This window comes from Massilia atriviolacea, assembly GCF_003953935.1.
Lineage (GTDB): Bacteria > Pseudomonadota > Gammaproteobacteria > Burkholderiales > Burkholderiaceae_D > Telluria_A > Telluria_A atriviolacea.
Window position 1 is genome coordinate 1 of the sequence record NZ_RXLQ01000031.1, and the last position, 21,323, is coordinate 21,323.

Below are 21,323 nucleotides of genomic sequence, written 5' to 3' on the forward strand. Positions count from 1 at the left end.
ATCCTCTGCTCTACCGACTGAGCTACCAGGCCAAGAGGCATGATTATAGACGCCCGATCCCCACTTTGCAAGGCCGGCCGGAAATCTTTTTCGATAAAGGTGCCGAGTGCCGCAAAAAACTGTCTGCTTCCCAGCCGCTATAATGCTCTGTATGACTAGTCCAAATTCCTCTTCCGCGCGTCATCAGAGCGCGGTGTGCATCGTTGGCAACGGCGCCATCGCCAAGACCGCCGCCCTCGGGTTCGCCCAGGCCGGTCACAGCGTCACCGTGCTGGTCCCGCCATCGGCCCCGTCCATTCCCGCAGCCGGCGCCGGCGAGCAGCCGTGGGACGTGCGCGTCTACGCGCTCAACCACACGGCGCACGGATTGCTGTCCCGGCTCAAGGTATGGGGCGCGCTCGACATGGACCGCGTCGCCGCGGTCGACGCCATGGCGGTCAATGGCGACGGCGCCAGGGCGGGCGACCTCGCCTTCGACGCCTTCGGCGCCCACGTCGGCGCGCTGGCCTGGATCGTCGAAGACCGCAACCTGAACCAGGCGCTCGACGCCGCGCTGCGCTTCGCGGCCAACGTCACCATCGTCCAGGGCCGCGCACTCAGGCTGGCGAGCGACGCCGAGGGGGCCAGCGTGCACCTGGCCGACGGCAGCGCCATCGCCAGCGCGCTGGTGGTCGGCGCCGACGGCGGCCAGTCGTGGGTGCGCGGCCAGTGCGACATCGGGGTCGACTACCGCGCCTATCACCAGCGCGCGGTGGTGGCCAATTTCGCCTGCGAAAAACCGCACCACGGCGTGGCGCATCAGTGGTTCACCGGCGAAGAAGGCATCGTGGCGCTGCTGCCGCTGCCGGGCAAACGGGTGTCGCTGGTGTGGTCCGCGCCCGACGCGCTGGCCGACACCATCATGAACGAAAGCCTGGGCGAACTGGCCGTGCGCCTGGCCGTGCTGGCCGGCGACAAGCTGGGCGAACTCAAGCCGCTGCAGCCGGAGGCGGTCAAGGACCTGCCGCTGGCGCTGATCCGCCCGCACGCCATCGTGGCGCCGCGCGTGGCCCTGGTGGGCGACGCCGCCCACGTGGTCCACCCGCTGGCCGGCCACGGCATGAACCTCGGCTTTGCCGATGTGGCGGAGCTGCTCAAGACCATCGCCGCGCGCGAGCCGCAGCGCGCCATCGGCGATGAACGCGTGCTGGCGCGCTATGCCCGCGCGCGCAAGGAAGACATCCTGCTGATGCAAGTCGCCACGGACGGCCTGGCGCGCCTGTTCGGTACCAATCTGGAACCGGTGCGCATTGCGCGCAACCTGGGATTAAATTTGCTGGACAAGATGCCGTTGCTGAAGCGTCGACTGATGTCGCACGCCATGGGCAAGTAGGCCGTTAACGAATTGGAGAAGCCATGTTAAACAAAAAAATCGCCCTGGTCGTGTTGACCGGACTGTTCGCCGGTGCCGCCAGCGCCGCCCCTGCCAAACCGAGCTTGGAAGAGACGATCAAAAAGCGCATCGAGCCGCGCCTGGGCAAGGGCGTCAAGATCGAATCGATCAAAAAGACGCAGTACAGCGGCTTGTACGAAGTGCGCGCCAACGGCGACGTCATCTACACCGACGAAGCCGGCGAGTACCTGTTTTTAGGCCACGTGATCGACGTCAAATCGCAGCGCAACCTGACCAAGGAGCGCGTCGACGAGATCAACATGATCAATTTTGCCGACCTGCCGTTCCAGCATGCCCTCAAGCTGGTCAAGGGCGACGGCAAGCGCACCATCGCCATCTTCGAAGACCCGAACTGCGGCTACTGCAAGCGCTTCCGCCAGACCACGCTCAAGGAAATCGACAACGTGACGGTGTACACCTTCATGTACAACATCCTGTCCGAGGATTCCTCGGCCAAGTCCAAGAACATCTGGTGCGCGCCGGACCGCAACAAGGCCTGGGACGACTGGATGATCGACAACAAGGCCGCGCCGGCTGCCGCCGCCAACTGCGCCAACCCGAACGAGAAGGTATTCGAACTCGGTCGCAAGCTGCGCATCGAGGGCACGCCGGCGATCTTTTTCACCGACGGCAGCCGCATTCCCGGCGCGATCGACACCAAGGGCCTGGAAGCCAAGTTCGCCAGCCTGAACAAGGCAGTCAAGCCGGCCGCCGCCGCACCTGCCGGCGCTGGCCAGGCAAAAAGCAAACCATAAAAACAGCAGTCCGAAGCGCAGTACCAAAACCAAGGGAGAAGTAATGGTCACTCTGAACATCAACGGCCGCGACATGCAGGTCGACGCCGATCCTGCCACGCCCATTTTGTGGGCCTTGCGCGACAACCTGAACATGACGGGCACCAAATTCGGCTGCGGCGCAGCCCTGTGCGGCGCCTGTACCGTGCACCTGAACGGCGACGCGATCCGCTCGTGCGTCACGCCGATTTCGGCCGCCGCCGGCCAGAAGATCACCACCATCGAAGCGATGGAAGGCGATGCGGTCGGCAAGGCCGTGCAGGACGCGTGGGTACGCCACGACGTGCCGCAATGCGGTTACTGTCAGAGCGGCCAGGTGATGAGCGCCACCGCCCTGCTGCGCACCAACAAGAAGCCGACCGACGCCGACATCGACGGCGCCATGAGCGGCAATATCTGCCGCTGCGGTACCTATCAACGAATCCGCGCGGCCATCAAGGACGCGGCGACCACCTTAGCCTGAGGAGAGCCGCATGCGTACCGAATGGATCAACCAGGCGGCCTTGGCACGCCCGCCTGAAGGCGGCATGTCGCGCCGCAGTTTCATGAAAGCCGGCGCCGTCGCCACCAGTGGGCTGGTGCTGGGCTTCTTCATGCCCGGTGCGAACAAGTTCGCGCGCGCGGCCGATGCCGCCGCCAAGCCGGTCTACGCGCCCAACGCCTTCCTGCGCATCGCGCCGGACAACAGCGTGACGGTGATGGTCAACCGGCTCGAATTCGGCCAGGGCGTGCACACCGCGCTGCCGATGCTGATCGCCGAAGAACTCGACGCCGACTGGTCGCAGATGCGCGGCGAACTGGCGCCCGCCGGCGACGCCTACAAGGACCCCGCGTTCGGGATGCAGATCACGGGCGGCTCGGGCACCATCGCGCACTCGTTCACGCAGTACCGCGAAATCGGCGCCAAGGCGCGCGCCATGCTGATCGCGGCGGCGGCCGAGCAGTGGAAGGCAAGTCCTGCGCAGCTGAGCACCGCCAGCGGGTTCGTGCTGCACCCGGACGGGCGCAAAGCGAGCTACGGTTCGCTCGCCGACGCTGCCATGAAGCAGCCGATGCCGGCCACCGTGGCGCTCAAGGACGCCAAGGATTTCCGCTTTATCGGCAAACCGGTCAAGCGCATCGACGCGCTGGCCAAGTCGAGCGGCAAGCAGCAGTTCGGCATCGATTTCACCCTGCCGGACGCCAAGGTGGCCGTGGTGGCGCATCCGCCGGTGTTCGGCGCCAGAGTCGCCAAGCTCGACGCGTCAAAGGCGCGCGCGATCAAGGGCGTGATCGCGGTGCTGGAGATCGCGACGGACCGTGGCGGGCGTGGCGTGGCGGTGATCGCCGACGGCTACTGGCCGGCCAGGCAGGGCCGCGAGGCGCTGGCGATCGAGTGGGATACCAGCGCGGTCGAGAAGGTCACGACCAGCAAGCAGATGGCGCAGTTCAAGGCCCTGTCCAAAAAGCCCGGCACCGTCGCCCGGCAGGCCGATGTGAGCAAGCTGGCTGGCGCGCCGAAGAAAATCTCGGCCGTCTACGAATTTCCGTACCTGGCGCACGCGCCGATGGAGCCGCTCAACTGCGTGGTCGACCTCAAGGCCGACAGCTGCACCGTGTGGGCCGGCACCCAGATGCAAACGGTCGACCATGCGGCGATCGCCGCCACGGCGGGCCTCAAGGGCGAGCAGGTCACGCTCAACACCATGATGGCGGGCGGCGGCTTCGGCCGGCGCGCGGTGCCGTCGTCGGACTACCTGGTCGAAGCGGTCAACGTCGCCAAGGCGTACAGGGCGGCCGGCAAAAGCGGTCCGGTCAAGGTGATCTGGAGCCGCGAAGACGACATCAAGGGCGGCTACTACCGTCCGTCGCACGTGCACCGCGCCGATATCGGCCTGGACGCCAAGGGCAATATCCTGGCCTGGGATCACGCCATCGTCGGCCAGTCGATCATCAGCGGCACGCCGTTCGAGCCGTTCATGGTCAAGGATGGCGTCGACCACACCATGGTCGAAGGCATGGGCGCGCCGTACGAGGTGCCGCTGAAGCTCTCCGTGCACAATGCCAAGGCCAACGTGCCCGTGCTGTGGTGGCGTTCGGTGGGCTCGACCCACACCGCCTTTGTGATGGAAACCCTGGTCGACGAAGCCGCGCACGTGGCCAAAATGGACCCGGTGGCCTACCGCAAGAAGCTGATGGGCGAAAAGCATGTGCGCCACCTGGCCGCGCTCGACCTGGCGGTGGAAAAATCCGGCTACGGCAAGCGCAAGCTGGCCAAGGGCCGTGCCTGGGGCGTGGCGCTGCACGAGTCGTTCGGCTCGGTGGTCGCGTATGTGGTCGAAGCGTCGGTTGCCAAGGGCGTACCCAAGCTGCATAAGGTCACCGCCGGCGTGCACTGCAACCAGGTCGTCAATCCATTGACGATCGAAGCGCAGGTGCAGGGCGCGGTGCTGATGGCGCTCGGTACCACCTTGCCCGGTGCGGCGATCACGCTCAAGGATGGCGTGGTCGAACAGCAGAACTTCGGCGACTACACCGTGGCGCGCATGCCCGACATGCCGCAGGTGGATGTCTACACCGTGGCGTCAAGCGATGCGCCGACCGGCATGGGCGAACCTGGCCTGCCGCCGCTGGCGCCGGCCTTTGCCAACGCGCTGTTCACGCTGACGGGCAAGCGGCTGCGCAAGCTGCCGTTCGACCTGACGACGGCCTGATTGCGCGCATGGCAGTGACCCCTGTCGGCATCTTGCTGGCCGCCGGCAGGGGGCGCCGTTTCGATCCGACTGGCGCGGCGAGCAAGCTGCTCCAGCCTTTGCCTGGCGGCGAACTGCTTGTCGCCGCCAGCGCCCGCGCTTTACTCTCCTCTGTCGATAAAGTGATCGCCGTCGTGCGGCTTGACGATGGCGGCGTGGGCGACTGCCTGCGCGCGCTCGGCTGCGTCGTCACCGTGTGTCCCGACGCCGACAGCGGCATGGCGGCCTCGCTGGTGCATGCCCTGCGCCAGGCGCCGGACGCGCCATCGTGGCTGATCGCCCTGGGCGACATGCCGTATGTACGCGCCAGCACCATGCTGGCGCTACGCGCCGCGCTGGAGCGCGGTGCGCCGATCGTGGTGCCGGTGCATGCCGGCCAGCGCGGCAACCCGGTCGGTTTCGGCAGCGTCCATCGCGAAGCGCTGCTGGCGCTGACGGGCGACCAGGGCGCGCGCGCCATCCTCAAGGCGCATGCGCCGACTGTTGTTTCGGTCGACGATCCGGGCGTTGTTTCGGACATCGATACCGTCGCGGACCTGTTAAAAACCAGTACACTCGCGTAAGGTGGACAGCTTGCGCTGGTCCATCTCCACGAACTACCCATTGAACATGAAAAAACCGACACCCAAGAAGCCGGCGTCTATCCAGTACGCCATCGTTCCGAAAGACCTGGGCGGGCACCTGTTCGACGTTAGCGTCACCGTGGCCGCACCGTCGCCCGAGGGCCAGGTGTTTGCACTGCCCGCGTGGATCCCGGGCAGCTACATGATCCGCGAATTTTCGCGCAATATCGTCCAGATCCGCGCCGAGTCGAACGGCAAGCCGGTCGCGCTGACAAAACTCGACAAGCATTCCTGGCAGGCCGCCCCGGTGGCCGGGCCCTTGAGCGTGCAGTACGAAGTCTACGCCTGGGACCTGTCGGTGCGCGCCGCGCACCTGGACCAGACCCACGGCTTCTTCAACGGCACCAGCGTCTTCCTGCGCGTGCTGGGGCAGGAACACTCGCCGCACGAAGTCGACATCGTCCGTCCGCCCGACGCCGCCGCCAAGAGCTGGCGCGTGGCCACCTCGCTGCCGGAACTGGGCGCCAAGCGCTACGGCTTCGGCACCTACGTCGCGGGCGACTACGATGAACTGATCGACCACCCGGTCGAGATGGGCGACTTTGCGCTGGCTTCCTTCAAGGCGCACGGCATCGCGCACGACATCGTGGTGTCGGGCCGCGTGCCCAACCTGGACATGGCGCGCCTGCAGGCCGACCTGAAAGCCATTTGCGAAACCCAGATCGCGTTTTTCGAACCGCGCACCCGGCGCGCGCCGATGGAGCGCTATGTCTTCCTCACGCTGGCCGTGGGCGACGGCTACGGCGGCCTGGAACACCGCGCCTCGACCGCGCTCATTTGCGCGCGCGCCGACCTGCCCAGCACCGCCGGGCCGAAGACGGCCGACATCGGCGAGGGTTACCTCAAGTTCCTCGGCCTGTGCAGCCACGAGTACTTCCATACCTGGAACGTCAAGCGCATCAAGCCGGCCGCGTTTGCGCCTTACGACCTGCAGAACGAAACCTACACGCCGCTGCTCTGGCTGTTCGAAGGCTTCACCAGCTACTACGACGACCTGATGCTGGTGCGCAGCGGCATCATCGGCGAAGCGGCTTACCTCAAGCTGCTCGGCAAAGCCGTCAGCGGCGTCCTGCGCGGCAGCGGACGCACCAAGCAAAGCGTGGCCGATTCCAGCTTCGACGCCTGGGGCAAATACTACCGCCAGGACGAGAATGCGCCGAACGCCATCGTCAGCTACTACGGCAAGGGGTCGCTGATCGCGCTCGCTTTCGACCTGACCATCCGCGCCAAGACCGAAGGCAAGAAGTCGCTCGACGACGTGATGCTGGCGCTGTGGCAGCGCTACGGCCGCGACTTTTACCCGGGCGCGGGGCGCGGCGTGACCGAGGCCGAGGTCGAAGCGCTGTTCGATGAAATCAGCGGCCTGAAACTCAAGCCGCTGTTCGACAAATACGTGAGGGGCACGGCCGACCTGCCGCTGGCCAGGCTGTATGCGCCGTTCGGCGTCAAGTTCGAGGACGTGCGCAAGAACGCCAAGCCGGCCTTCGACGTCGGCATCGGGCGCGATGGCGGCGACTGCAAACTGACCCAGGTGCACGAAGGCGGCGCCGCCCATCGGGCCGGCCTGTCGGCGGGCGATATCCTGGTGGCGGTGGAAGGCTTGCGGGTGGCCGGCAATCCGTCCAACCTGGACGCGCTGCTGTCGCGCTACAAGGTCGGCGACACGGTCGCCGTGCATGCCTTCCGGCGCGACGAGCTGATGACGTTTTCCGTGCAGCTGCAGGGCGACCGCGTGCCGGACGTGAAACTGACCTTGATCGACGAACGCAAGAAAGTCGCGGGACCGGCGCGCCCCAGCGCGCGCTGACCTTGGTGAACAGGCGGGCCCGAAAGTCGTAATCTGTTTTGAAAAGCATGTACAATCGATAATCCGGGATGGGCTTTAAGCAACATTTAATGCCCTCCCGTGGCGCCCGGCCTGGTCTTGCGGCCGGCGCCCCAGCGCTACCCCGGCGTTTATCGGATAACAGGACATTGCTATGAGCGAAGCGTCTTCCGGATTACAGGCTTTGATCGACGGCCGCCAGAACAAGCGCCTGTTGCGGCTATCGTTTCCCGATAACGACGGGCCGGCCGCCGAATTGCTGGTCAACCGGCTCGACGCGGTCGAGAGCCTGTCGCGCCCCTTCGAGTTTACCGTGGAACTGCTGTCGAACGACCCGCATGTGCCGCTCAAGGACTTGCAGGGCAAGATGATGTGCGTGCAGCTGGTGCGCGGCAATGGCAGCATGCGCTATTTCACCGGGCGCGTGTTCAGCTTCCGCCTCAAGACGGTCGACGGTGGGGTATCGTATTACGAGGCCAGGCTCGGACCGTGGTACCAGTATCTGAGCTTGCGCAAAGATAACTACCTGTTCCACTACACCACGATGTACGACCAGACCGCCAGTATCTTCGGCGACTACGGCAGCCTGGCCGACTGGGACTGGCGCGTGCAGGGCGCCACCGACACCTTTACCGACACGTGCCAGTTCGACGAAACCGACCGCAACTTCCTCGAGCGGCGCTGGGTCGCGGCAGGCATCGTCTACTGGTTCGAGCACAGCGAGCGCGGCCACAAGCTGATCCTGTCGGACGACACCACCGCCGCCGAGCCGATCGACGGTACGACGAGCGCAAGGACATCATCGCCGTCACCGGGCCGGACGGGGTGCGGGTCGACACCAGCAACGACGCCAACGGCAATCCGCGCATCCGGCGCGACGCGCTGGGGCGCGCCACCCAGTTCCGCTTCGACGAACGCGGCAACATGGCCGAGATGGTTGACGCCGCCGGTGCGCGCACCGTCGTCGCCTACAACGCGCTGGACCTGAAGACCGCGATCACCGACGCCCTGGGCCACCTGTGGCGGCGCGAGTACGACCAGCGCGGCAACCTGGTGGCGGCCACCGACCCGCTCGGCCATGTCACGCGCTATGCCTACGACAGCGCGGGACAGGTCAGCACCATCACCGATGCGCGCGGCGGCGTCAAGCACCTGGAATGGGATGGCGGCGGCAACCTGCTGGCCGCCAGCGACTGCTCCGGCCAGGTGACCCGCTTCAGCTACGACGTCATGGGGCGGCCGCTCAGCCGCACCGATGCGGCCGGTCAGATCACGCGCTACCGCTGGAACCTGGCCGGCCAGCTCGACCGGATCGAGGAGCCGGACGGCGGCGTCCACCAGTATCAGTGGAGCGCCGGCGACAAGCTGCTCGCATACCAGGACCCGCTGGGCCAGCTGACGCGCTACCGCTACGACGCCCACGGCGAGCCGCTCGAGCGGCGCGACGCCAACGGCCACGCCATGCTGTATGCCTACGACGGCGTCGGCCGCCTGACCAGCCTGACCAACGAGAATGGCGAGACCACCCGCTTCGTCTACGACCTGGCCGACCAGCTGTCGGACGAGATCGGCATCGACGGGCGCCACCAGCGCTACTGCTACAACGGCGCAGGCGAGCTGACCCACATGATCGAAAGCGGCGGCAGCGAGCTCGGTCCCGGCAAGGTCACCTGTTTCGAGCGCGACGCCATGGGGCGGCTGGTGCGCAAGCACACGGTGGGCGACGCCGCCAGCGAAGCGGCGTTCGCCTACGATGCGCTGGGGCGGATGACGGCGGCCGACAACGCGGCGGCGCGCATCGCCTTCGCCTACGATCCGCTCGGGCAGGTGCTGGGAGAAACCCAGATCCTGGGCGGCGGCAAGGCGCGCGCGCTGGCGCATGCCTACGATGCCATGGGCAACCGCACCGAGACCCGCCTGCCCGACGGGCGCACCCTGAACTGGCTGTTCTACGGCTCCGGTCACCTGCATCAGATCAATATCGAGCAGGGCGGGCAGCATCAGGTGATCGCCGACATCGAGCGCGATGCGGTGCACCGCGAAGTGAGCCGTACCCAGGGCGCGCTGCAGACGCGGTTCGACTATGATCCGATGGGCCGGCTGGTGCGCCACCGCACCAGCCGCGCGGGCGCACGCCTGAAGGCGGTGGGCGCGGAGGCGGTCGTGGTCGAACGCAACTACCGCTACGACCTGGCCGGCAACCTGACCCGCAAGCTCGACAATCTGCGCGGCGAGCAGCTCAACCGTTACGACGCCCTTGGCCGTATCGTCGGCAGCAGCGGGCGCGACAGCGAAGAATTCGCCTTCGACCCGGCCGGCAACCTGTTGCCCCACGCGCAAGGACAGGGGCAGGGCATGGTGGCGGGCAACCGCCTGCGCGTACACCAGGACTTGCGCTACACCTATGATGTGCACGGTAATATCCTGACGCGCAAGAAGGGGGCGCACGAGCACGCCGATTTTGCCTGGGATGCCGACCACCGATTGCAGCAGGCCACGGTGAGCCGCCACGGCGTGACCCAGATCACCCGCTACGAATACGATGCACTGGGGCGGCGCACCTGCAAGGGCGACCTGTTCGGGCGCACCGAGTATCTGTGGGACGGCAACCTGATGATCGAATCGCGGCGCGGCCACGAGGGCGCGCTGTTCGTGTTCGAGCCGGACAGCTACATTCCCCTGGCCACCATCCAGAAAGAACGGACCTACTGGTACCAGTGCGACCAGAACGGGGTGCCGCAGGAACTGACCGGCGCCGATGGCGAGCTGGCCTGGATGGCCGACTACAAGGTGTGGGGCGAAACCCGTTTCCTGAAAACGGGGACCGGCACGCTCAGTCATGCGGCGCAGGCGACGTTGGCGCCGGCGCCCGGCTTGCAGCAGCCGTTTCGATTCCAGGGGCAACAGTTTGATGATGAAACGGGTTTGCATTACAATCGTTTCCGTTACTACGATCCCGGCATCGGGCGCTTTGTCAGCCAGGACCCGGTGGGGTTCGTGGGCGGCGACCATGTTTATCTGTACGCGCATAATCCATCGGGCTGGAACGACCCGCTGGGCTTGCAGGGGGCGCGCGGCAAGTATTATCCCAGCCGCGTATGGAAGAAGACCAAGACGGGGCTCGAAAAAAAGGCGACCGGCGCCGACGGCAAGATGCGCTGCAAGAAGTGTGGTTGCGAGATCACCAGCGACACCGCGTCCGTGCAGCACGAACCGCCGGTCGTCGAGTTGTTCAACACGGAGGGATTCAACACCGACCAGCCGGCCCGGACGACGTCGTACAACGTGAATGCGACGAGCCTGAACTGCCACCCATGCCAGAAAGCGGAAGGCGGCTCGATGAGCCATACGCACAATTACCGGACCGATACCGGGCCCAATTTCAAGCCCAAACCAGAACGAAAGAAAAAGAAGAAAAAAGATGGCTGCTAGCACGACAATCGAGGACGTGGACGCAGCGTCGACGCCGGATCTGTACCGGACCCTGCTCCTGGGCCACTACATGCGTCACTGGGGCACGCCGGAGTACCGGCATGTGCTGCGCCGCGCGGCGGACCAGGCGCTGATCGAACTGTATGTGTTTGCCGGGCGCGAGCCGATGGAACCTGTGCGCATCGCCTCGGTGGGGCTGGCCGGGCAGATCAAGCCGGACGGCAAGCCCGAAGGCAGGGAGTACTTCATGGTCTTGCCGGACGACCTGGGCGGGGCCGGGCGCGATGCGGTGCTGGGCTATGTGTCGAGCGTGGTGGTGCACCTGCTTGCGCACGCCAGGCGCTCCTGCCACCTGCCGCGCCTGCTGGGTCCATCGCCGCTGGCGCCGGCCGAGTGGTCCGCCACGGCCTTGCTGGTCGCCGAGGCCACCGGCGAGAGCGAAGACTTCAATCCGCTCGCCATCGACGGCATGGGCGAGATCGAGATCGAGTGGCTGATCCCGCTGCTGGAGGCGGAATACGCCTTCATTCTCGACAAGGGACTGGACCCGTTCGAGGAACTGGTGCAAACCTACGAGCAAAGCCTGGTCGACGTTAACCGCAGCGCCATGGTGCCGTCATGACAGGGATGGACAATGCGCTCGACGCCGATGTGTACCGCACCATCGTGCTCGGCCACTATATACAATATTGGGGCCTGCCGGACAAGCGCCGCATCGTGCGCGACGGCGCCGGCGCGCCGCTGTTCGAAGCGTATGCCTTCCCGGCGCAGGGCGCCGGACGGCCGTTCCGGATTGCCTCGGTCGGTCTTGCGCACACCATCAAGGCGGATGGCGAGCGCGACGGCCGGGAATACTACATGGCCCTGGAAGACGGACTGGGCGGAGCGACGCTGGAGCAGGTCTTCGACTATGCCGCCGCAGCAGCCATGCAGATCGCCGCCGGCGCGGAGCGGCCCGAGCTGCCGCATGCGCTCAAGCCCGCCGTAGCGGCGCCGGCCGCGTGGTCCAGCACGGCATTGCTGCTCGACCAGCCGAGCGCCGAGAACGAGGGCTTCGACACGCTGTGCATCGCCTGCCGCTTCGATCTGGAGATCGTCTGGCTGATCCCCTTGCACGAGGCCGAATACCGCTTCATCGCCGAGCACGGCATCGACGACTTCGACGAGCTGGTGCAGGCATCCGACCAGAGCCTGATCGACCCGGCCCGCGCCGGGCTGGTCGTCTGAACAGGGCGCGGCCTCAGGCGAACAGGCGCTGCAACTCCACCCCCGGCTCCGGCGCGCGCATGAAGGCTTCGCCGACCAGGAAGGCGTGCACATTGGCGTCGCGCATGCGCTTGACGTCGCTCGGGCCCATGATGCCCGATTCGGTCACCACCAGTTTCTCGGCCGGGATGCGCGGCAGCAGGTCGATGGTGGTTTGCAGCGAGGTCTCGAAGGTGCGCAGGTTGCGGTTGTTGATGCCGACCAGTTTCGTATCGAGCTTGAGCGCGGCCGTCAGTTCGTCGCCGTCGTGCACTTCGACCAGCACGTCCATGCCCAGTTCGTGGGCGCAGGCTTCCAGTTCGGCCATCAGGCCGTGGTCGAGGGCCGAGACGATCAGCAGGATCGCATCGGCGCCCATCGCGCGCGCTTCGTAGACCTGGTACATATCGATCATGAAGTCCTTGCGGATCACCGGGATCTGGCAGGCGGCGCGCGCCTGTTTCAGGTACGCGACCTGGCCCTGGAAGAACTCCACGTCGGTCAGCACCGACAGGCACGCCGCGCCGTGGCGCGCATAGCTCTCGGCGATGTCGGCCGGACGGAAGTCGGCGCGCAGCACGCCTTTGGAGGGCGAGGCTTTCTTGATCTCGGCGATCACGCCGGCCTGGCCGGCGGCGATGTGCTTGCGCAGGCTCGCTTCGAAGCCGCGCAGGCCGCTGCGCAGGGCGGCGTCGGTTTCGACTTCGCGGCGCAGGCTGGCCAGGTCGCGGTGTTTTTTTGCGGCGGCGACTTCGTCAGCCTTGACCGCCAGGATTTTGTTGAGGATATCGGACATGATGAGGTCTTTAGTTTGGTTTGGAGAGCGCGAGCTTGATGCCGAGCCAGATGAACAGGCCGCCGGTCGCGCGGTTAAGCCACAGTGAGAGAGTCGGGTTGACCTTGATGCGGGCGCTTGCCCGCGCCGTGAACAGCGCCAGCGCGATCGACCACAGCATGCCGTTGACATTGAAAATGCAGCCGAGGACGACGAAGGCCAGCGCCTTGCCGGATGCGTCAGGCGCGATGAACTGCGGTACGAAGGCCAGGAAGAAGATCGCCACCTTGGGATTGAGGACGTTTGTCAGGAATCCCTGGGCGAGGATTTTCGCATACGGCAGCGGGGCCACCGCGCTTGGTGACGCAGGGTCGCGCCGCCTGCTGCGCAGCAGGCCGATCGCCATGTAGATGATGTAGGCCGCGCCGGCGTACTTGACGACCATGAAGGCGGTCGCCGAGGTGGCCAGGATGGCGGACAGGCCGAGTGCCGCGGCCAGCACGTGGATCATGGTGCCGGCGCCGATGCCCAGCGTGGCGGCCACGCCGGCGCGCCATCCCTGGGTGGCGCTGCGCGTCATGATCAGCAGCGAGTCCGGGCCGGGCATGATGTTGAGCAGCAGGCCGGAGAGGATGAACAGGGGCAGGTCGTGGATGCCGAACATGGAGAGAAATCCTGGGTTGATGGCGCGGGAAATGTGCTACCCCGTCATTCCCCGCGCAGGCGGGGAACGAGGTTCCGCATTTACGCGGCCAGTTGCTGCGTGACTTGAACGAACTGGTCGACCTTGGCCCGCGCCGCGCCCGATTCGACCGCCTCGCGCGCCTTTTTCAGGCCATCTTCAATCGAGGCCGCCACGCCGGCCGCATACAGCGCGGTGCCGGCATTGAGCGCGACGATATCGTAGGCCGCACCGGGTTCGCCGTTGAGCGCTTCCATCATCTTCGCCTTCGATTCGACCGCGTTCGCCACCTTGAGATTGCGGCTGGCGATCATCGCCAGGCCGAAGTCTTCGGGATGAATCTCGTACTCGCGGATTTCGCCGTTGACCAGTTCTCCGACCATGGTGCCCGCGCCGAGCGACACTTCATCCATATTGTCGCGGCCATACACCACCACCGCATGCTGCGCGCCGAGGCGCTGCAGCACGCGCACCTGGATGCCCACCAGATCCTGGTGGAACACGCCCATCAGGATGTTCGGTGCGCCGGCCGGATTGGTCAGCGGCCCGAGAATATTGAAAATGGTGCGCACGCCCAGTTCGCGCCGCACCGGCGCCGCGTGCTTCATGGCGGCGTGGTGGTTCGGCGCGAACATGAAGCCGATGCCGGTCTGCGCGATCGACTGCGCGATCTGCTCGGGCGAGAGGTTGATGTTCGCGCCCAGCGACTCGATCACGTCGGCGCTGCCGGAGGACGACGAGACGCTGCGCCCGCCATGCTTGGCCACGCGCGCGCCGGCGGCGGCGGCCACGAACATGGCCGTGGTCGAAATATTGAATGTGTGCGCGCCGTCGCCACCGGTGCCGACGATGTCGAGCAGGTTGGTGGTGTCGGCCATCGGCACCTTGGTTGAAAATTCGCGCATCACTTGCGCGGCGGCGGCGATTTCGCCGATGGTTTCCTTCTTCACGCGCAGGCCGAGCGTGAGGGCGGCGATCATGGTCGGCGACATCTCGCCCGACATGATCTGGCGGAACAGGTGCAGCATCTCGTCGTGAAAAATCTCGCGGTGTTCGATGCAGCGCAGCAGTGCTTCTTGTGGGGTGATCGGCATGAGGGCTCCTTGGGCAGGGCGTTAGCGTTCGAGAAAATTCTTCAGCAGGGCATGGCCATGCTCGGACAGGATCGATTCGGGATGGAACTGCACACCCTCGATATCGAAATCCTTGTGCCGCACGCCCATGATCTCGCCGTCGTCGGTCCATGCCGTCACCTCCAGGCAGGCCGGGAGCGACGCGCGCTCGATCGCCAGCGAGTGGTAGCGGATGACCGTGAACGGACTCGGAAGATCCTTGAACACGCCCACGCCGGTGTGCGCGATCAGCGACGTCTTGCCATGCATGACCTGCTTGGCGCGAATCACCTTGCCGCCGAATGCGGCGCCGATGGCCTGGTGGCCGAGGCACACGCCGAGGATCGGCAGCTTGCCCTTGAACTGCTCCAGGATGGCGATCGAGATCCCGGCTTCGGCCGGGGTCTTGGGACCGGGCGAGATGCAGATGCGGTCCGGCTGCATCGCCGCGATCTCCTCGATCGTGATTTCGTCGTTGCGGAAGGTAGCAACCTGTTCGCCCAACTCACCAAAATACTGCACCAGGTTGTAGGTGAACGAGTCGTAGTTATCGATCATTAGCAGCATTTCAGATCTCCCCATCCAGGCCGTCTTGCACTTGTTCGGCGGCGCGCAGGACTGCACGCGCCTTGTTTTCGGTTTCCTGCCATTCCATTTCGGGGTCCGAATCGGCCACGATGCCGGCAGCGGCCTGCACGTACAGCATGCCGTCCTTGATTACCCCGGTGCGGATCGCAATCGCCACGTCCATCTCGCCGCCGAACGACAGGTAGCCGCAGGCGCCGCCGTAGATGCCGCGCTTGGTCGGTTCGAGTTCGTCGATCACTTCCATGGCGCGCACTTTCGGCGCGCCGGTCAGGGTGCCGGCCGGGAAGGTCGCGCGCAGCACGTCCAGGTTGGACATGCCTTCCTTCAGCGTGCCTTCGACGTTCGAGACGATGTGCTGCACATGCGAGTATTTTTCCACCACCATGCGCTCGGTGACCTTGACGGTGCCGATGTCGGAGATGCGGCCCAGGTCGTTGCGCGCCAGGTCGATCAGCATAACGTGTTCGGCGATTTCCTTGGGGTCGGCCAGCAGTTCCTTCGACAGTTCGGCATCGCGTTCCGGCGTCGCGCCGCGCGGGCGGGTGCCGGCGATCGGGCGCAGGGTGACTTTTTTGCTGCCGTCGGCCGCGGTCTCGTTGCGCACCAGGATCTCCGGCGAGGCGCCGACGATCTGCATGTCGCCGAAGTTATAGAAGTACATGTACGGCGACGGGTTCAGCGAACGCAGGGCGCGGTACAGGGTCAGCGGATTGTCCACGTAGGGCTTGCGGATGCGCTGGCCGATCTGCACCTGCATCAGGTCCCCGGCCATCACGTATTCGTGGGCGCGCGCAACGGCCTTGAGGTAATCCTCCTTGCTGAACTCGCGCACCGCTTCGGTCCGCACCGAGCTCGATGTGACGGGCGCGTCGACGCCACGGCGCAGCATCATGCGCAGGTCTTTCAGGCGCTGGCGCGCCCTGGAATAGGCTTCCGCCTGCGCGGTGTCGGCGTACACGATCAGATACAGCTTGCCCGACAGGTTGTCGATCACCGCCAGTTCCTCGGTCACCATCAGCTGGATGTCGGGCAGGCCCAGGGTGTCCTTGGGCTGGGTGTCGGCCAGCTTGCGTTCGATGTGGCGCACGGTGTCGTAGCCGAAGTAGCCGGCCAGGCCGCCGCAGAAGCGCGGCAGGCCCGGACGCAGCGCCACTTTGAAGCGCGCCTGGTACTGCTCGATGAAGTCGAGCGGATTGCCGTTGTGGGTTTCGATCACCTCGCCGTGCTTGACGATCTCGGTGCGCGTGCCGAAGCTGCGCAGCACCGTCGACGCGGGAAGGCCGATGAAGGAATACCGTCCGAAACGCTCGCCGCCCACCACCGATTCGAGCAGGAAGGTGTTCTTGCTGACGTTATTCGTCTGCGCCAGCTTGAGGTAGAGGGTGAGCGGTGTTTCGAGATCGGCGAAGGCTTCCGAAATCAGGGGAATGCGGTTGAAGCCTTCGTTGGCCAGCGATTTGAATTCAAGTTCGGTCATGCTTTTCTCCATGCCGCAGTGGCGCATCCGCCAGCGGTGGGGTTCAAAAAACCTGTCGGTGCAAGGGCGCAGCCGACAGCAATCACTACGGGGTTACTTGGAGCAGGATTGCCAGCGACGCCAAAGCCAGGCCTCGAGCGGGCCGGTTTGGGGGGCATTGTGTTCTTTGACGAGCAACATCTGCGGTCGGTTGACGCATTCGTCGGCCCGCGATGTGAATTCGAGTCTGGTCATGCTTTTCTCCAGGCCGCCATGGCGCATCGCGCCGGCGGTGGGGTTCAAAAAACCTGTCGGCGCAAGGAGGCAGCCGACAGCAATCACGACAGGGTTACTTAGCCCAGGATTGCCAGCGTCGCCAAAGCCAGGCCTCAATCGAGCCGGTTTGGGTGACATTGTGTTTTTTGATGAAAAACATATGTGGTTGAAGGTTAGTGTGCGTTGCGGTTGTGGGAACGAATCAGGGTTGCCGCTTCTACAAGTGAGGTAACTATACCATCGGAATCTGTTTCGTGTATAGCCTGACCGTGGTTATAACCATACGGTACCGTCAAGACAAAGCATCCAGCTCGACGAGCGGCTTCTGCATCGTTGGAAGAGTCGCCGATCGCCACCACTTGCGACGGTGCAAGGTCGAAGTCGGCGCACACCTGCAGCAGGGGCATGGGGTCGGGTTTTTTGCGCGGCAGCGAGTCGCCGCCGTAGACCACCTCGAAATAATGTGCAAGGCCTTTTTGGGCCAGCAGCGGGGTGGCGAAGGCGATCGGTTTGTTGGTCACGCAGGCCAGGCGCAGGCCGTCTTTTTTCATGGCGTCCAGGCCGTCGATGACGCCGTCGTAGAGCGCGCTATGCTTGCCGTTGATGGCCAGGTAGTGACGCTGGTAGAAGGCCATGGCGTCGGCGAAGCGCTGGTCGACGCCGGCGGCATCGTGTTCCAGCGCGAGCACGGCGCGGATCAGGTTGTCGGAACCTTTGCCGATCATCAGACCGATCTGCTGCTGGGTGATCGGCGCGTCGCCGAATTCGCCGCGCATGGCGTTGATGGCGACGTGGAAGTCGGGCAGGGTGTCGAGCATGGTGCCGTCGAGATCGATGATGACGGCGCGGATCGGGGCGGGCTTGGACTGGGTAGCGTTAGTGAACATGAAATCAGGTCGGTGAATGGCGCTTGCTGAGCCGCTGATGTGTCGCGCGGCCGCTGCGTCTGTTGGGCGGATGGGCCCGGCGCTTTTTCGGGCGCTTGATCGGGTCATATGTCGATGCAGGCACGAGTATGATCCGACAGCGGCGATTCATCAATGCAGGCGCGTATCCGGACCGGTCTGCACTGGCGAGCGCCATGCGGCATGCAAGGGAACCAATCAAATGTAACGTTCAATGGATCTTCCTTTCCTGGACCGCCAACGACTTTTTTCGATGTCGATGCGACCGTCAACGAAAGGCACCAGGACCGCGTCTCCCGTGAAACCTTTTCTCATGTCGAGCCAAAAATCACCAGTCAGTTGCTCGTCCACCTCGTCACGACGCACATCTTTAGTGAAAGGATATTCAAGCTGTTGCAGGTGGATTGTGCCATCGCGTCGAAGAAGATAGGTCGAGACGTATCCTCTCCACAGCGCCGTGCACATCACCATTTTCGTTGGATCGCCACGCACCGAAAATGTATATCCGGACCATGTCGTCGGATCGTCAATATCGCCAACCATTACTCCGTACAGCTGGAACGCTGGCAGTTCAAGCGTTCCGTCTTCAACTTCCAGCACCTCTGGCATCTGCATTGTCATTTGAACGTCATCTTGCTACGAATTGGCTGACCCATAGGAGATCGGCTTGAATGAGATGGCCGGATTCGGCCAGTGGGCTGGATGTCGGGCTGTTATGGCCCGCGCAACGCGCCGGTGAACCTGCCACAGGAACAGGAGTGTTTCACCGCAGCCCCCGTTTTCTCGAAGATTATATTGCTGCCGCAAAGATCACAGCAAATATCGTGGTTTCCAGTGCGGCCCCAACTTTCCCAGGCGACGAGAAAGAGCTGGTAATCGGTATCCGACAATCGAGCACGTTTGAACTCCTGGACTGGGGGTGACTTGGTCGCTGCTAACAGCGTCGATCTGGGGATGCCCCAGAGCTTTTCGCCATCGGGGCCATAGACATCGAGAATATGGTTTTCCCAGCGCCCCAAGCTTGCGCCAGTTTCATAGAAAGAAACGAGATCAGCGTAAGGATTCGGCAGATTTCCGAAACTCTCAGGCCAGGCAGCGCTTGATGCACGCGCGCGCTCCAGCTGGGAGTCTGACACTGGAAGAGGCTTGTCTTCGACCGGGCCGATCCAGATCCCGAACACGCCATATCGGGCGTGATCCACGGAAAGACCCGAAGCCAGGAACTTGGTGTAGGCATTGACAAGCAGATCGTAGAGGGCTTCCATGGCATTCATTGGATTGAGATGATGGTGCGGACGCTTCATGGCCGGAATATGCCGATCCGACGCGTTGCGCACGAATCTTCAGCGGCTTTCGCCGGACCTGGCGTGGGGGACAAGATCGGCCGGATGGAAAGTCCAGAAGGGCTTTTTTCCGAGCTAGGCCGTGATCCGTTCAATTTTCGGGCGTTCGACTTTGCCGGCTTGATAAAGGTCATATTGAAGCTGCATTCCTGCCCAAAACTCAGGACTTGTGCCAAAGGCAGTGCCAAGACGATACGCCATATCTGGCGACACCCCTGCGGCGCCTGTGACGACACGCTGAAGCGTGACGCGGCTTACTCCAAGACGAGCGGCAACTTCCGTGACGGTCATGTCCCCCAAGTATTCTCGAAGTATTTCTCCAGGATGGGGGGGATTATGCATGCGAGTCATATGAACCTTTGTTACATCAGTGATAGTCCCGGTAGTCGACGAGGATTGCATCAGTTCCATCGAATGCGAAAATCAGTCGCCAGTTACCGTTGACGGTGACTGCCCAGTGCCCCCTGAGGTCACCTTTCAATGGATGAAGCTCCCATGAGGGCGCCGATAAATCTTCCGGGCGAATTGCCTGGTCAAGGGCAGCTAACTGGAGGCGCAGTCTTACTGCATGCGGCGCCTGGATTCCAGCCTTGCTCCCAGTCTCGAAAAACCGTTGCAGTCCCTTGTGCCTGAACGTTTTTATCATGATATTGATTGTAGCTTGTGTCGCTACGCGATACAAGATGGTCGATGTGGGCACCCTGCGTTCCCTTGTGTTGCTCTAAGCGGAGCATGGCGGCAACAGGCTTGGCGTTTCCTATGACAGATATGGACAAGGCAACGCTTCCAACGGGCATTTTGCTACCGTTTGAAGGGTTTCATTTACACGCAGGCGCATACTGTCAGCAAGCCGACCCTGTTCGCCAAGCCGAGGTGGTCTTGTTCAGTTTGTTCGGGGTTCGCAATGGCGTGGCCGACGCACTGCTCAGAATACCCCGCTACTGACTATCTTTTGACTGAAACGAATAGGTTTCCATGATGTGTATCAGTTCCTTCGCGGCCTTGGGCCCCTCGATCACCGTCATCGGACAGGTGCTCCTCAACGCGCTCACCAGCGCGAGCCGCGATTTGCTTTGAGCAAGCGAGATCAAGCCGGGAGATGAAACGACATACCCGCCAAGTGCATGAATGGCGGCCATGCCGTCCGCATCCACCGGCAGCGCGAACACCAGGCGCGCAAGCAGCCCGATGGGAGGGGCTTCGAAGGTTGCCATGCCCGTCGCATCGCCTTCGACCCGGATCGCGCCGCCCCGATGGAAGGACGGTGCAAAGCCGAGGCGAAGTTCGAAGCAGGCCATGGCCTCGGTGTTACTTGCCGACCTTGGCCAGCTGCGCGCGCATGGCGTCGATCACAGCCTTGTAATCCGGCTGGCCGAAAATCGCCGACCCGGCCACGAAGGTATCGGCACCGGCAGCGGCGGCGGCGGCGATATTGTCGATCTTGATGCCGCCGTCGACTTCCAGCAAGATATCGCGGCCAGATTCGTCGATCTTGCGGCGCGCCAGCGCGATCTTTTTCAGCGCTTCCGGAATGAAGGACTGGCCGCCGAAGCCCGGATTGACCGACATGATCAGGATCATGTCGATCTTGTCCATCACATGGTCGAGGAAGTGCAGCGGCGTGCCCGGATTGAACACCAGGCCGGCCTTGCAGCCGTTATCGCGGATCAGCTGGAGCGAGCGGTCGATGTGCTCGGAAGCTTCCGGGTGAAAGGTGATGATGTTCGCGCCCGCCTTGGCAAAGTCCGGAATCAGGCGGTCGACCGGCTTGACCATCAGGTGCACGTCGATCGGCACCTGCACGTGCGGGCGGATCGCCTGGCACACCAGCGGCCCGATGGTCAGGTTGGGAACATAATGGTTGTCCATGACGTCGAAGTGGATGATGTCGGCGCCCGAGGCGACGACATTGCGGACTTCTTCGCCCAGGCGGGCAAAATCGGCGGACAAAATGCTGGGAGCGATGCGGAAAGTGGTCATGGCGGCGGCTGGCAAAGTGCTTGCGGTTAATGAAGATGCGCTATTTTACGCTCTCCCACGGCACGCCCTTGCCGCAGACCCGATTTTGCGGCATCAATGTATGATGCTTCGCCGGACCGCGTG

The 21,323-nt window shown here is 64.0% G+C and carries 23 protein-coding genes; 10 read left to right on the plus strand and 13 right to left on the minus strand.

What is annotated here, in order from left to right; all coding sequences use genetic code 11:
- Positions 1-151: 151 nt before the first annotated feature.
- The 10 genes from EJB06_RS30525 to EJB06_RS30570 all read left to right on the plus strand — a co-directional run bounded on the left by EJB06_RS30525 (position 152) and on the right by EJB06_RS30570 (position 12,065).
- Positions 152-1,372 carry an FAD-dependent monooxygenase gene (locus EJB06_RS30525; protein WP_126077796.1) on the plus strand — a complete coding sequence of 407 codons (1,221 nt, stop codon included), beginning with the start codon at positions 152-154 and terminating at the stop codon, positions 1,370-1,372.
- Between the two features lie 23 nt (positions 1,373-1,395).
- Positions 1,396-2,187, plus strand: coding sequence for a DsbC family protein (locus EJB06_RS30530; RefSeq protein WP_126077797.1), 792 nt, complete (start codon positions 1,396-1,398; stop codon positions 2,185-2,187).
- Positions 2,188-2,230: 43 nt separating this feature from the next.
- On the plus strand, positions 2,231-2,689 hold the full coding sequence (locus EJB06_RS30535; protein WP_126077798.1) for a (2Fe-2S)-binding protein: 459 nt from the start codon (positions 2,231-2,233) through the stop codon (positions 2,687-2,689).
- 10 nt (positions 2,690-2,699) lie between these two features.
- Positions 2,700-4,919 (plus strand): xanthine dehydrogenase family protein molybdopterin-binding subunit, encoded by a 2,220-nt coding sequence (locus EJB06_RS30540; protein ID WP_126077799.1) that lies wholly within the window; start codon positions 2,700-2,702, stop codon positions 4,917-4,919.
- 8 nt (positions 4,920-4,927) lie between these two features.
- Positions 4,928-5,521, plus strand: coding sequence for a nucleotidyltransferase family protein (locus tag EJB06_RS30545; RefSeq protein ID WP_126077800.1), 594 nt, complete (start codon positions 4,928-4,930; stop codon positions 5,519-5,521).
- A 46-nt stretch (positions 5,522-5,567) separates the two neighbouring features.
- A complete protein-coding gene (locus tag EJB06_RS30550; protein WP_126077801.1) occupies positions 5,568-7,388 on the plus strand; it encodes a M61 family metallopeptidase in 1,821 nt (606 codons plus the stop codon).
- 172 nt (positions 7,389-7,560) lie between these two features.
- Positions 7,561-8,394 carry a contractile injection system protein, VgrG/Pvc8 family gene (locus EJB06_RS32765; protein ID WP_126077802.1) on the plus strand — a complete coding sequence of 278 codons (834 nt, stop codon included), beginning with the start codon at positions 7,561-7,563 and terminating at the stop codon, positions 8,392-8,394.
- Positions 8,340-10,838, plus strand: a complete 2,499-nt coding sequence (locus tag EJB06_RS33250; protein WP_229427364.1) for an RHS repeat-associated core domain-containing protein — start codon at positions 8,340-8,342, stop codon at positions 10,836-10,838. Before EJB06_RS32765 ends, EJB06_RS33250 begins: the two co-directional genes overlap by 55 nt.
- Entirely contained in the window at positions 10,828-11,460 is a 633-nt protein-coding gene (locus tag EJB06_RS30565; RefSeq protein ID WP_126077804.1) for a suppressor of fused domain protein, read from the plus strand. The genes EJB06_RS33250 and EJB06_RS30565 overlap by 11 nt, the downstream gene beginning before the upstream one ends.
- Entirely contained in the window at positions 11,457-12,065 is a 609-nt protein-coding gene (locus tag EJB06_RS30570; protein WP_126077805.1) for a suppressor of fused domain protein, read from the plus strand. Before EJB06_RS30565 ends, EJB06_RS30570 begins: the two co-directional genes overlap by 4 nt.
- A 13-nt stretch (positions 12,066-12,078) precedes the next feature.
- Here the strand turns inward: EJB06_RS30570 and trpC are convergent, their stop codons facing one another.
- The 13 genes from trpC to rpe all read right to left on the minus strand — a co-directional run bounded on the left by trpC (position 12,079) and on the right by rpe (position 21,200).
- Positions 12,079-12,879 carry an indole-3-glycerol phosphate synthase TrpC gene (trpC, locus tag EJB06_RS30575; RefSeq protein WP_126077806.1) on the minus strand — a complete coding sequence of 267 codons (801 nt, stop codon included), beginning with the start codon at positions 12,877-12,879 and terminating at the stop codon, positions 12,079-12,081.
- Between the two features lie 10 nt (positions 12,880-12,889).
- Positions 12,890-13,522, minus strand: a complete 633-nt coding sequence (locus EJB06_RS30580; protein WP_126077807.1) for a LysE family translocator — start codon at positions 13,520-13,522, stop codon at positions 12,890-12,892.
- Between the two features lie 80 nt (positions 13,523-13,602).
- Entirely contained in the window at positions 13,603-14,634 is a 1,032-nt protein-coding gene (trpD, locus tag EJB06_RS30585; protein WP_126077808.1) for an anthranilate phosphoribosyltransferase, read from the minus strand.
- A 21-nt stretch (positions 14,635-14,655) separates the two neighbouring features.
- Positions 14,656-15,219, minus strand: coding sequence for an anthranilate synthase component II (locus tag EJB06_RS30590; protein WP_126077809.1), 564 nt, complete (start codon positions 15,217-15,219; stop codon positions 14,656-14,658).
- A 1-nt stretch (position 15,220) separates the two neighbouring features.
- Entirely contained in the window at positions 15,221-16,717 is a 1,497-nt protein-coding gene (gene trpE, locus EJB06_RS30595) for an anthranilate synthase component I (RefSeq protein ID WP_126077810.1), read from the minus strand.
- Positions 16,718-16,810: 93 nt separating this feature from the next.
- A complete protein-coding gene (locus tag EJB06_RS32115) occupies positions 16,811-16,951 on the minus strand; it encodes a hypothetical protein (protein ID WP_164558086.1) in 141 nt (46 codons plus the stop codon).
- A gap of 194 nt (positions 16,952-17,145) precedes the next feature.
- The gene (locus EJB06_RS30600) at positions 17,146-17,859 is read right to left on the minus strand and encodes a phosphoglycolate phosphatase (protein ID WP_126077811.1); all 714 of its coding nucleotides are present in this window, start codon (positions 17,857-17,859) and stop codon (positions 17,146-17,148) included.
- A 216-nt stretch (positions 17,860-18,075) separates the two neighbouring features.
- Complete coding sequence (locus tag EJB06_RS30605) at positions 18,076-18,498, minus strand: hypothetical protein (RefSeq protein ID WP_126077812.1); 423 nt, start codon at positions 18,496-18,498, stop codon at positions 18,076-18,078.
- A 92-nt stretch (positions 18,499-18,590) separates the two neighbouring features.
- A complete protein-coding gene (locus tag EJB06_RS30610) occupies positions 18,591-19,214 on the minus strand; it encodes a hypothetical protein (protein WP_126077813.1) in 624 nt (207 codons plus the stop codon).
- An 81-nt stretch (positions 19,215-19,295) separates the two neighbouring features.
- The gene (locus EJB06_RS30615) at positions 19,296-19,571 is read right to left on the minus strand and encodes a HigA family addiction module antitoxin (RefSeq protein WP_126077828.1); all 276 of its coding nucleotides are present in this window, start codon (positions 19,569-19,571) and stop codon (positions 19,296-19,298) included.
- A 16-nt stretch (positions 19,572-19,587) separates the two neighbouring features.
- Positions 19,588-19,866: a type II toxin-antitoxin system RelE/ParE family toxin gene (locus EJB06_RS30620; RefSeq protein ID WP_126077829.1), complete on the minus strand. Its 279-nt coding sequence runs from the start codon at positions 19,864-19,866 to the stop codon at positions 19,588-19,590.
- Between the two features lie 292 nt (positions 19,867-20,158).
- Entirely contained in the window at positions 20,159-20,518 is a 360-nt protein-coding gene (locus EJB06_RS30625) for a hypothetical protein (protein WP_126077814.1), read from the minus strand.
- Between the two features lie 10 nt (positions 20,519-20,528).
- On the minus strand, positions 20,529-21,200 hold the full coding sequence (gene rpe, locus EJB06_RS30630; RefSeq protein WP_126077815.1) for a ribulose-phosphate 3-epimerase: 672 nt from the start codon (positions 21,198-21,200) through the stop codon (positions 20,529-20,531).
- Between the last annotated feature and the right edge of the window lie 123 nt (positions 21,201-21,323).

Excerpts from the sequence above, each read along its gene's own strand:
- EJB06_RS33250 (WP_229427364.1), top strand. The coding sequence starts at position 8,340 with ATGGTTGACGCCGCCGGTGCGCGCACCGTCGTCGCCTACAACGCGCTG.
- EJB06_RS32765 (WP_126077802.1), top strand. The coding sequence starts at position 7,561 with ATGAGCGAAGCGTCTTCCGGATTACAGGCTTTGATCGACGGCCGCCAG.
- rpe (WP_126077815.1), bottom strand. The coding sequence starts at position 21,200 with ATGACCACTTTCCGCATCGCTCCCAGCATTTTGTCCGCCGATTTTGCC.
- EJB06_RS30565 (WP_126077804.1), top strand. The coding sequence starts at position 10,828 with ATGGCTGCTAGCACGACAATCGAGGACGTGGACGCAGCGTCGACGCCG.
- EJB06_RS30625 (WP_126077814.1), bottom strand. The coding sequence starts at position 20,518 with ATGGCCTGCTTCGAACTTCGCCTCGGCTTTGCACCGTCCTTCCATCGG.
- EJB06_RS30525 (WP_126077796.1), top strand. The coding sequence starts at position 152 with ATGACTAGTCCAAATTCCTCTTCCGCGCGTCATCAGAGCGCGGTGTGC.
- trpD (WP_126077808.1), bottom strand. The coding sequence starts at position 14,634 with ATGCCGATCACCCCACAAGAAGCACTGCTGCGCTGCATCGAACACCGC.
- EJB06_RS30615 (WP_126077828.1), bottom strand. The coding sequence starts at position 19,571 with ATGACTCGCATGCATAATCCCCCCCATCCTGGAGAAATACTTCGAGAA.
- trpE (WP_126077810.1), bottom strand. The coding sequence starts at position 16,717 with ATGACCGAACTTGAATTCAAATCGCTGGCCAACGAAGGCTTCAACCGC.
- EJB06_RS30550 (WP_126077801.1), top strand. The coding sequence starts at position 5,568 with ATGAAAAAACCGACACCCAAGAAGCCGGCGTCTATCCAGTACGCCATC.
- EJB06_RS30535 (WP_126077798.1), top strand. The coding sequence starts at position 2,231 with ATGGTCACTCTGAACATCAACGGCCGCGACATGCAGGTCGACGCCGAT.
- EJB06_RS30570 (WP_126077805.1), top strand. The coding sequence starts at position 11,457 with ATGACAGGGATGGACAATGCGCTCGACGCCGATGTGTACCGCACCATC.
- EJB06_RS30620 (WP_126077829.1), bottom strand. The coding sequence starts at position 19,866 with ATGATAAAAACGTTCAGGCACAAGGGACTGCAACGGTTTTTCGAGACT.
- EJB06_RS30540 (WP_126077799.1), top strand. The coding sequence starts at position 2,700 with ATGCGTACCGAATGGATCAACCAGGCGGCCTTGGCACGCCCGCCTGAA.
- trpC (WP_126077806.1), bottom strand. The coding sequence starts at position 12,879 with ATGTCCGATATCCTCAACAAAATCCTGGCGGTCAAGGCTGACGAAGTC.
- EJB06_RS30580 (WP_126077807.1), bottom strand. The coding sequence starts at position 13,522 with ATGTTCGGCATCCACGACCTGCCCCTGTTCATCCTCTCCGGCCTGCTG.
- EJB06_RS30605 (WP_126077812.1), bottom strand. The coding sequence starts at position 18,498 with ATGACAATGCAGATGCCAGAGGTGCTGGAAGTTGAAGACGGAACGCTT.
- EJB06_RS30590 (WP_126077809.1), bottom strand. The coding sequence starts at position 15,219 with ATGCTGCTAATGATCGATAACTACGACTCGTTCACCTACAACCTGGTG.
- EJB06_RS32115 (WP_164558086.1), bottom strand. The coding sequence starts at position 16,951 with ATGACCAGACTCGAATTCACATCGCGGGCCGACGAATGCGTCAACCGA.
- EJB06_RS30600 (WP_126077811.1), bottom strand. The coding sequence starts at position 17,859 with ATGTTCACTAACGCTACCCAGTCCAAGCCCGCCCCGATCCGCGCCGTC.
- EJB06_RS30530 (WP_126077797.1), top strand. The coding sequence starts at position 1,396 with ATGTTAAACAAAAAAATCGCCCTGGTCGTGTTGACCGGACTGTTCGCC.
- EJB06_RS30545 (WP_126077800.1), top strand. The coding sequence starts at position 4,928 with ATGGCAGTGACCCCTGTCGGCATCTTGCTGGCCGCCGGCAGGGGGCGC.